Here is a 10,902-nt window from a genome sequence, read left to right as displayed (position 1 = left end):
TAATAAGAGTCATTACTGTGGAAGAAGGGGATTTTAGTGGAAACGCGTTATGCAGATGATAGCTTGGCATTACATACCGATTTATACCAAATTAATATGGCGGAAACCTATTGGGCGGATGGAATGCACGAACGGAAAGCGGTATTTGAATTATTTTTCCGGAAATTGCCATTCGGCAATGGTTATGCCACATTTGCGGGGCTTGAGCGGGTTCTTGATTATTTAAAGAATTTCCATTTTTCGGAAAGTGATATTGCTTATTTGCGCGATGAACTCGGCTATCGGGAAGATTTCTTGGAGTATCTAAAAGAAGTCCGTTTTACAGGAGATGTCTATTCAGTCGTTGAAGGCGAGCTTGTTTTTCAAAATGAACCGCTAATCCGTGTCGAAGCCCCTCTTTTGGAAGCCCAATTGGTTGAGACGGCTCTGCTCAATATCGTTAACTATCAAACTTTGATTGCCACTAAAGCAAGCCGCATCAAGCAAGTTGTCGGCACGGAACGCGTCATGGAATTTGGCACGCGCCGTGCACAAGAAATGGATGCGGCGATCTGGGGTACGCGGGCTGCGTATATCGGTGGGTTAGAAGCGACAAGCAATACCCGTGCCGCCAAATTGTTCGGCATTCCAGCAGCAGGCACTCATGCCCACTCAATGATCCAGGCATATAAAGACGAATACGAAGCGTTCCATGCCTATGCGAAGCGCCATCGTGAATGCGTCTTTTTGGTCGACACGTATGATACCTTGAAGTCGGGTTTGCCGATCGCCATCCAAGTAGCGAAAGAACTTGGCGATAAGATCAATTTCCGCGGCATTCGCCTAGATAGCGGCGACATTGCTTTTTTATCCAAAGAAGCGCGTAAAATGCTGGATGATGCTGGATTTCATGATACCGAAGTGGTCGTATCCAATGATTTGGACGAGTACACGATCCTCAACTTGAAGGCGCAAGGCGCACGAGTCGATGCGTGGGGCATTGGAACAAAGCTCATCACCGCCTACGATCAACCAGCACTTGGAGCTGTCTACAAATTGGTTTCGATCGAAAACAGTGTCGGCGAAATGGAAGACACTATCAAAATTTCTGGCAATGCAGAAAAAGTGACGACCCCTGGATTGAAAAACGTTTACCGGATTATAGATAGGGAAAATGGGAAATCAGAAGGTGATTATATCACCCTGCACGATGAAGACCCAGCTTCTGAAGAAAGACTGAAAATGTTCCATCCCGTCCATACCTTTGTCTCGAAGTTCATCACCAATTTCGATGCTGTCAACATCCATCAACAAGTGATTGAATCAGGGGAAGTGGTGTATAAGAATCCATCGCTTCAGGAAATCCAACAATATGCGGTAGGGACGCTCGATTTACTATGGGACGAATACAAACGATCGCTCAACCCGGAAGAATACCCAGTTGATTTGAGTGAGAAATGCTGGAATAACAAAATGCGCAACATCCAGGAAGTGCGGGAATCAGTACAGGAATTCATGAACAAATAAGGAGGATCTACATGTCGACATTACAACAGCAGATCATTGACGAATTGAAAGTACAACCTTCAATCAATCCACAGGAAGAAATCAAACGGACGGTCAATTTCCTGAAAGAGTATCTTAAGCATCATTCTTTCCTGAAAGGATTTGTACTCGGCATTTCTGGCGGCCAGGATTCAACGCTTGCCGGCAAGCTCGCACAGATGGCCGTTGACGAGCTGAATGAGGAAGCGGGCGAGCAGGTATACAGTTTTTACGGTGTGCGTTTGCCATACGGTGTCCAAGGCGATGAACACGATGCGCAGGATGCAATCCGATTCATTCAGCCAACTAAAGTTTATACCATCAACATCAAAGAAGCTGTCGATGGAAGCGACCGTGCGCTAGAAGCGGAAGGCATCAAGCTAACGGATTTTGCCAAAGGTAACGAAAAAGCGCGCGAACGCATGAAAGCACAATATTCGGTGGCCGCCATGTACAATGCAGTCGTGCTAGGCACTGATCACGCGGCTGAGGCGATTACCGGTTTTTACACAAAATATGGCGACGGCGCAGCGGATGTATTGCCTTTGTTCCGGTTGAATAAACGGCAGGGTCGTGAACTGCTGAAAGCGCTTGGTTCGCCTGAGCATTTGTATACTAAGGCCCCAACAGCTGATTTAGAGGAAGATAAACCAGCCATTCCAGATGAAGTCGCGCTCGGCATCACCTATGAGCAAATCGACGATTACCTCGAAGGCAAGGAAATTGCTGAAGACGCGCGTGAAAAACTAGAAGGTTATTATTTGAAAACCCAGCATAAACGCAATTTGCCGGTGACGATTTTTGACGATTTCTGGAAAAACAATTAAATAAGATCAATCAACGGGAAAAGCGGGTGCTTTTCCCGTTTTTCTATGTAAACACATCGTTCAAAAAGCCCCGTCCCCTAAGTGTGCCACAATGGCTCAGTTGAGTTATCGCCTGAAATCCGCTATGATGGCAATAAGATTGTGATAATTCAAAACCTTTTTTACTTATATAGGAGGAACCGATGTGAAAGCGACAGAACGATTGGGAAAAGTCATAGATAATATCGAAAAAGTGATTATCGGAAAACGTGAAATCGCTGAGTTGAGTTTGGTCGCTTTATTATCACACGGCCATGTTTTGCTGGAAGATGTACCGGGCGTCGGCAAAACGATGCTGGTACGTGCGCTGGCAAAATCAGTCGGAGCGGATTTTAAACGTATCCAGTTCACTCCGGATTTGCTGCCTTCAGATGTGGTAGGTGTTTCCATATACAGTCCAAAAGATATGCAATTCCATTTTCGTCCGGGCCCGATTATGGGCAATATCGTCTTAGCGGATGAAATCAACCGGACATCTCCAAAGACCCAGTCAGCATTATTGGAAGCAATGGAAGAAGCTTCAGTGACAACGGATGGCGTAACGATGCAGATTCCAAAACCGTTCTTCGTGATGGCGACGCAGAATCCGATTGAATACGAAGGGACTTATCCATTACCAGAAGCGCAATTGGATCGTTTCTTACTGAGAGTAAAAATGGGCTATCCGACACGCGAAGAAGAAATTGAGGTATTGACACGTTCTCAGTCTATTCCGCCGATCGAAGAGCTGGAATCGGTGCTGACCTTAGAGGAATTGCTGGAGCTGCAGGATGCGGTGCGGACGATTCGCGTCGACGATACCATTCGCGCTTATATTGTCGAGTTGGCGACTCACACCCGTCGCGACCCTTACGTTTATCTTGGAGTCAGCCCGCGTGGCTCGATTGCCTTAATGAAAGCGGCTCAAGCTTATGCCATGCTCAAAGGGCGTAATTATGTCACGCCGGATGACATTCAATATTTGGCAAAACCTGTTTTTGGCCACCGCATCATGCTGCGCTCTGAAGCCCGCTATGACGGTATTACCGCAGAAGAACTGACAGAGCGCATCATAGCCAAGACGCGTGTTCCTGTGCAAAGGCTTGTAAATCAATGAAGCGGGTTAAACAAATTTTAGGCTCTTCGGGCAGGATGATATTTGTGCTCATCCTGCTTTTTTTGACTTTTGCATTTGCCATGTTCCAAGGCGGATTTGTTAGTTGGTTTATCTTTTACATATCTGTGCCATTTATCGTCTATTCGATTTTGTTGTCATTTTATCCATTGCGGAATTTGCGCGCAGAACGCGTGGTGCATACGCCGCGCGTCCAAAGCGGCCATCGTTTTTCGGCCACGGTCACGGTGAGCCGCACTTTGCCATTTCCGCTGCTGTATACAGTCCTCGAAGAGCAAGCGCAATCTGCACGTTTTAAGGTTCGCGTGGCAGAATCCGGTCAGCGGCTGTTGATTCCAGGGTTCCGCCGTCAGTTTTCCTGGGATTACGAAATCGGGGAAATGCCAAGAGGTGAGCACATTTTAGAGGGCGTAGTGGTGGAGACGGCCGATTTTTTTGGATGGGTAAAAAAGCGGCAAGTATTGCCGGCCACACAATCTATACTGGTTTACCCGAATACGGTTGAAATGAAATATCGGCCGATCGGCTCTAGTTTTGACCAAGGTTCGATCGCAGCACCTTACACTTTGGTGAAAGATACAACGATGGCGAGCGGGATCCGTGATTACCAGCCGGGAGACAGGGTTTCGTGGATTCACTGGAAATCGTTTGCGCGGACGCAGACGATGCGCACGAAAGAATTCGAAGACCGTCAATCGCAGGATTTGTTCTTGCTCGATGACCGTTCTCCGTCTCCGGTTTTCGAAAGGCAAGTTGAATTGATTGCCTCGATCCTTACTGCCGTGGTGGCATCCCGTGCCAGTGTCGCTTATTTATCGCCCGGCACACCGCGTGCTTTTTTTCCATTGATTCAAAGCGATGAACAATTGCAACGCGCGCTCTATCATTTGGCAAAAGTTCAGGATGATTTAGACCGCCCGATCGAGGCGCTCGTCGGACAGGACTTAAAGCAAGTTCATGTATCAAGCCTAGTTTATGTCACGGGTTCGCTGTCTCGCGGCATAGTTGACGAGATTCGGCGGAATGCGACGAGCTTAAGTCAATGTCTCTGTTTCGTTGTGACAGAAAAAGGTCAATCGCTCACTCCTGAGGACGAACAAAACCATCAATATGCCAGATCAAAAGGGTTTCGTGTCAAAGTAATCGAGCCTGGAAATTTCGCTTCGGCGTTCATGGAGGCGAATCGCTCATGACTTCGATCAGAAAAAACAAAGTATTTATGGGGTTATTGTACATATTGGTTTTTTTGCTGCTGTCGGAATGGCTACGCCCTGTTATCGAATTAACTGAAACTGGCCATCACAGACTGTTTTTAGCTTTTGTAGCTATAGGTCTCATAATGGCGTTTTTCGATATCCCGTGGTGGGTCACCGCTCCGGTGAAAGTGATTTATATTTTATGGTTTATCGTCTATGTATATACCGGAAATCTGTTTTTTACGGCGGAAAGCCTAGCTTTTGTTATGGAACAGGCCAGTATCAGTTTATCGGCCCTGTTCAGTCAGGATTGGCAAGCAACAACCGATGCGTTCCGCACAGTCCTGTTTTTTGCACTATTGTGGATGGCTATTTACCTGATCCACTATTGGGTTAGTTTCCGCCTAAGTATTTTCCTATTCTATCTATTGACGGTTGTGTTTATCGCGGTATTGGATACATTTAGCCCTTATTCAGGGGATGCAGCTATCGTTCGTATTATGGTAATTGGCCTGCTATTGGCCGGGTTATTGCACTTGGCCAGGTGGATGGAGCATCACGCGGCAACTGCGAAGACCGATAAACTATTGGTCTTTTCAATTCCGTTATTGATGTTATTGGTCGCTTCAACGGCCTTTGCCTTTTACTTGCCAAAAGCCGAACCAATTTGGCCGGACCCCGTTCCATATATCACTTCCTATTCGGGGCAGGGCGGTGTCGGGCAAGGCGGCGTTGGGCGCATCGGCTATGGCGTCGATGATTCTCAGCTCGGTGGCTCTTTTGTTTCCGATGATACGACTGTTTTCAGGGCAGAAGTCGAAGAAGGCCAATATTGGAAAGTTGAAGTGAAAGATGTTTACACAACAAAAGGCTGGGAGCTTTCGGACGAAGATGCACAAGAGCAATTCTACCGAAACGGTGATGAAGTAGTGACGGATTTTCCACCACAAGGAGAAGACCGTACTTCAGCTCTTGTTGATATGCAATTGCCATTTCCATTTGTTCTCTATCCTTATGGTACCGCCTCTTTCTTAATGGAAGAAACATTGGATTATCGCTACGATCCCGTTCAACAACGCTTCGACACTTTACAGGAAAATACAGCGTTTGAACCCGATGTCTATGAAGTATTTTACAGCGAACCTTCTTTCAGTTTGACCGCATTGCGTGAAACCGATGTTGAACAACTTGACGGCTTGCCAACGGAATATGATCGCTACCTGCAACTACCTGATGAATTGCCTGACCGGGTTGGGGAACTGGCACAAGAAATCGCTGCCGGTTCCGATACGGTCTATGCTCAAGCACAAGCGATAGAACGCTATTTTGGCACCAATGGTTTTGAATATAGCCAAAGTGACATTGCCATTCCTGAGGGAGACGAAGATTATGTCGACCAATTCCTCTTTGAGACGCAGCGGGGGTATTGTGATAATTTCTCTACATCGATGGTCGTTATGTTGCGTTCTTTGGATATTCCTGCGCGTTGGGTAAAAGGCTTCAATGAAGGAGAAGTCATTGATACAGTGGATGGCTACGACGTCTATGAAGTTACGAACAATAACGCACATTCTTGGGTGGAAGCCTATATGCCAGGAGTAGGCTGGATGATGTTCGAACCAACCATCGGCTTTACTGGCTCGTCTTCCATCGATTTCGATTTGGAAATCGACGCTTCCGATCCGGAAGAAGAAATGCCAGACCGCCCGGAACCTGAACCCGAAACCCAGCCTGAACAGACGGATAGCAACGCTGCCACGAATGCTGAGCCTACAACAGGTGAGCGATTCCTGGCATTTGTAGCCGAACAGGCTGGAAAGCTAATCGCAGCAACTATCGCCTTGCTTTTGTTGGCTCTCCTATTATTCTCGATCCGCAAAAAATGGATGCCCAAAGTATTAATTCCGTATTACCGCCGAAAACAAGCAGATGCAGAAACTTTTGAAAAAGCCTATTTGCGGCTGTTAAAGCAATTGGAACTATATGGAATTAAGCGGGCGCCAGGTCAGACGCTGCGTTCTTATGCTGAATACGTCGATTCATTTTTTGGCACAAAAGAAATGACAGAATTAACGGCAGCGTATGAGAAATCCATTTATGGCGGCGACCCTCATTCAGTCGATTGGCCGAAGCTGAAGGAAAGTTGGGAAAATTTAATCAATCGGACAAGCGGTTGATTTTAAAAACACTAGCCTGTACAATTGAGAAAATTATAGAATACAGTGCCCTCATATATGTCCGATGATACGGTTCGGATGTCTCTACCAAGTCACCGGAAATGACTTGACTATGAAGGCGGATGACGCATGCTTATTTGCCTGTGCATTCGCCTTTTTAACGTAGAGGACAAGAACGCGAGGAGTGATTTTTCGCGTTCTTTTTTATATTGTGGCCTGAATCGAACAGAAGAGGTGAAGGATTTGCCAGTCAGCCCTATGTTGAAAGAACAGAAAAAAATCGTCGTCTTGGATTTCGGCAGCCAGTATAACCAATTGATCACGCGCCGCATCCGGGAAATCGGAGTGTACAGCGAACTCCATCCGCATACAATCACTGCGACCGAAATCAAGGAAATGAATGCAACGGGGATTATCTTCTCCGGCGGACCAAACTCCGTTTATGATGAAAATGCATTTTCTATTGACCCTGAAATTTTCGAAATGGGATTGCCAATCCTTGGCATTTGCTACGGCATGCAATTGATGGCGCTTCGTATGGAAGGCAAGGTCGAGAAAGCTTCTAATCGTGAATACGGAAAAGCTGAACTGACTTTGACAAAAGAAAGTTCCATTTTCAAAGATGTACCTGAAGAACAAATCGTCTGGATGAGTCACGGTGACCTCGTGACAGCAGCACCTCCTGGATTTGATGTCATTGCGACAAGCCCAGGATGCCCGGTTGCGGCAATGGCCAACGAAGAACGCAAACTTTACGGAGTTCAGTACCATCCGGAAGTCCGCCACTCCGTTTACGGCAACGAAATGCTGCGTCAATTCGTTTTCGACGTTTGCGGCATGAAAGACGAGTGGTCAATGGAAAACTACATTGAATTAGAAATCGCCAAAATTCGCGAGCAAGTGGGCGACAAAAAAGTCCTTTGCGCATTAAGCGGTGGCGTCGATTCGTCTGTCGTGGCCGTCTTGATCCACAAAGCGATCGGCGATCAATTGACATGCATGTTCGTAGACCACGGCCTGCTCCGCAAAGGGGAAGCGGAAAGCGTCATGAAAACCTTCGCAGATGGCTTCCATATGAACGTCATCAAGATCGATGCCCGTGAGCGCTTCATGAAAAAACTCGAAGGCGTAAGCGATCCTGAACAAAAACGCAAAATCATCGGCAACGAATTCATCTATGTATTCGACGATGAAGCAGAGAAACTAAAAGGCATGGATTTCCTTGCCCAAGGCACTCTCTATACCGATATTATCGAAAGCGGCACAACGACTGCCCAAACGATCAAATCCCACCACAATGTGGGCGGATTGCCTGAAGACATGCAATTCGAATTGATTGAACCGCTTAACACTTTGTTCAAAGACGAAGTGCGTGCACTCGGCACGGAGCTTGGCATGCCGGATGAAATCGTTTGGCGCCAGCCATTCCCAGGTCCAGGCCTCGGAATTCGAATCATGGGAGCGGTCACGGAAGAAAAGCTTGAAATCGTCCGCGAATCGGATTGGATTTTGCGTGATGAAATCAAGAAAGCCGGCCTTGATCGTGATGTTTGGCAATATTTCACGGTGCTGCCGGATATCCGCAGCGTCGGCGTCATGGGCGATGCCCGCACATATGACTACGCAATCGGAATCCGTGCAGTGACATCGATCGATGGCATGACATCTGACTGGGCAAGAATCCCATGGGATGTGCTCGAGAAAATCAGTGTCCGCCTCGTTAACGAAGTAGACCACATCAACCGTGTATTATACGATATTACGAGTAAGCCACCTGCAACTATCGAGTGGGAATAGAGTAAACGGCTGCAAATTGCAGCCGTTTTCCTTTTTTTACGAACCTTTAATCAAAAAAAATGATAATTGTTCGTGTTTATCTTGTTTATTCATACCTATCGTGGTATTCTATTTATGAAATTAAATAAGCTTGTCGTATAAATTCAGGAATATGGCCTGAGAGTCTCTACCGGTTCACCGTAAATGATCCGACTACGATTTTTTGTCCGCCTTATAAAATAGGCGGACTCTCTGTTTTCAGACGGAGATAATCGGACGCATACGGCAAATCGCTGTATGCGTTTTTTTTGTAGACTTATACAAAAGCATACGGAGGAATTATGCATGAAAAAATATTTTCAGTTTGAAGAACTTGGTACAAACTATCGTCAAGAATTTATCGGCGGTTTAACCACATTTTTAGCGATGGCGTATATTTTGGTAGTCAATCCATTAACGCTGACGATGGACTCGATTCCTGATTTGGATCCGGCTCTTCGCATGGATTATGGTGCAGTATTTGTGGCAACAGCGCTAGCGGCTGCTATCGGAAGCTTATTGATGGGGATCATAGCAAAATACCCGCTTGCTTTGGCGCCAGGTATGGGCCTCAACGCGTTCTTTTCTTATACGGTTGTTCTTACCTATGGCGTACCTTGGCAAACCGCATTGACGGGGGTATTGGTTTCGGGATTGATTTTTATCCTGCTGACATTGTCGGGCATCCGTGAAACCATCATCAATGCCATTCCCGCGCAATTGAAATACGCAGTCGGTGCGGGTATTGGCCTTTACATTACGTTTATCGGATTGCAAAATGCCGGGATAATTGTAGGGAATCCGGATACACTTGTTGGGCTCGGCGATTTAACGACTGGCTCCGCTTTGCTCGCAATCTTCGGCTTATTTATTACCGTGATCATGATGGTTCGTGGAGTAAAGGGTGGAATTTTCTTTGGGATTCTGATTGCTGCTGTCGTCGGCATGGTTTTCCAAGTAATCAGCTTACCGACTGCAGTCATTGATTTAAATGTTCCGAGTCTCGCGCCAACATTCGGCGTAGCACTCGAACCGATCTTTAATGATCCGGGTTCATTAATGACTATCCAATTCTTAGTCATTGTGCTGACATTTTTGTTCGTAGACTTTTTCGACACTGCCGGAACATTAGTGGCGGTAGCAAACCAAGCTGGTCTTATGAAAGACAATAAATTACCACGCGCTGGAAAAGCTTTACTGGCTGATTCCATTGCAACGGTGAGTGGAGCTATCTTCGGAACTTCGACTACGACGTCATACATTGAGTCGACGTCTGGTGTAGCAGCTGGAGCACGTTCCGGTTTTGCTTCGGTGGTTACAGGAATTCTATTTCTGGTTGCGATTCTTTTCTATCCATTGTTGTCAGTAATCACAAGCGCAGTCACAGCGCCAGCCTTGATCATAGTGGGCGTCTTGATGGTCTCAGCTCTTGGTCAAATTGAATGGGGCAAGTTTGAAATTGCTGTCCCAGCATTTCTAACAATGATCGCGATGCCGCTTGGCTATAGCATCGCTACGGGTATTGCGATTGGCTTTATCTTCTATCCGATCACAATGTTGGTTGCAGGAAGAAGAAAAGAAATTCATCCTATCATGTACGGGCTATTCGTTATTTTTGTTTTGTATTTCATTTTCTTAGTCTAAAGAAAGACTGTCGGCGTAAGCTGGCAGTCTTTTTTATATTGTCGAGAAAGCTTTCTTCTATATATAGTAGGAAGTGTGTTAAATAATTGGCCAGTAGACGGTGTGTTTACGTGGTGAATAACGATTAATAAATTGAGGCAAGTATTTGCATGAAAGGAAGCAACCTCCTTTCAAAATTGTAATAATTTTTTAGTTGAATATTAAGAATATTGAGTTATAATTAAAAGGGTAAAAGTTTCTCATAAAAGCTTGACGTTATTTTTGTAGCGTGCTATATTAGTCAAGTCGCCAAGAGAGGCGCACAACATGAACCTTGAAAACTGAACAGCAAAACGTCAACAATAGACGTCACGAGCGCCTTGGCGCGAGAACGGCTTTTGCGATGGTTGCCCCCGGGCGATCGGAGCAATCGGTCATTTTAAGCTTTGGTGTTCGTGACACAACTTACTGATCAGCTACGGCAGATCAAGCGAATCGCGCGTCTTTCGAGACGGCGATACGCCAGCAGTATTTAGCAATCAACTACTCTATAATGGAGAGTTTGATCCTGGCTCAGGACGAACGCT

General features: G+C 46.1%; 7 protein-coding genes and 2 riboswitches. All 7 genes read left to right on the top strand.

Translation table 11 applies throughout. The annotated features are described in order from the left end of the window. Positions 1–36: 36 nt before the first annotated feature. Complete coding sequence (locus AY633_RS08755) at positions 37–1,506, top strand: nicotinate phosphoribosyltransferase (RefSeq protein WP_068487979.1); 1,470 nt, start codon at positions 37–39, stop codon at positions 1,504–1,506. A gap of 11 nt (positions 1,507–1,517) precedes the next feature. Next, entirely contained in the window at positions 1,518–2,351 is an 834-nt protein-coding gene (gene nadE, locus AY633_RS08750; protein WP_068487978.1) for an ammonia-dependent NAD(+) synthetase, read from the top strand. A gap of 184 nt (positions 2,352–2,535) precedes the next feature. After that, on the top strand, positions 2,536–3,486 hold the full coding sequence (locus AY633_RS08745; protein WP_068487977.1) for an AAA family ATPase: 951 nt from the start codon (positions 2,536–2,538) through the stop codon (positions 3,484–3,486). A 35-nt stretch (positions 3,487–3,521) separates the two neighbouring features. Further along, positions 3,522–4,697: a DUF58 domain-containing protein gene (locus AY633_RS08740; RefSeq protein WP_253183185.1), complete on the top strand. Its 1,176-nt coding sequence runs from the start codon at positions 3,522–3,524 to the stop codon at positions 4,695–4,697. Further along, positions 4,694–6,877: a transglutaminase TgpA family protein gene (locus AY633_RS08735; protein WP_068487975.1), complete on the top strand. Its 2,184-nt coding sequence runs from the start codon at positions 4,694–4,696 to the stop codon at positions 6,875–6,877. The genes AY633_RS08740 and AY633_RS08735 overlap by 4 nt, the downstream gene beginning before the upstream one ends. Before the next feature lie 31 nt (positions 6,878–6,908). Next, positions 6,909–7,010: riboswitch (purine riboswitch) on the top strand. Positions 7,011–7,135: 125 nt separating this feature from the next. Further along, the gene (guaA, locus tag AY633_RS08730; protein WP_068488292.1) at positions 7,136–8,674 is read left to right on the top strand and encodes a glutamine-hydrolyzing GMP synthase; all 1,539 of its coding nucleotides are present in this window, start codon (positions 7,136–7,138) and stop codon (positions 8,672–8,674) included. A 113-nt stretch (positions 8,675–8,787) separates the two neighbouring features. Then, a riboswitch (purine riboswitch) is annotated at positions 8,788–8,889 on the top strand. Between the two features lie 109 nt (positions 8,890–8,998). Further along, complete coding sequence (locus AY633_RS08725; RefSeq protein WP_068487974.1) at positions 8,999–10,336, top strand: NCS2 family permease; 1,338 nt, start codon at positions 8,999–9,001, stop codon at positions 10,334–10,336. The last annotated feature ends 566 nt before the right edge of the window (positions 10,337–10,902 follow it).

Source organism: Planococcus maritimus (genome assembly GCF_001592825.1).
Taxonomy (GTDB): domain Bacteria; phylum Bacillota; class Bacilli; order Bacillales_A; family Planococcaceae; genus Planococcus; species Planococcus maritimus_C.
This window is presented reverse-complemented; position numbering and strand designations above follow the sequence as displayed.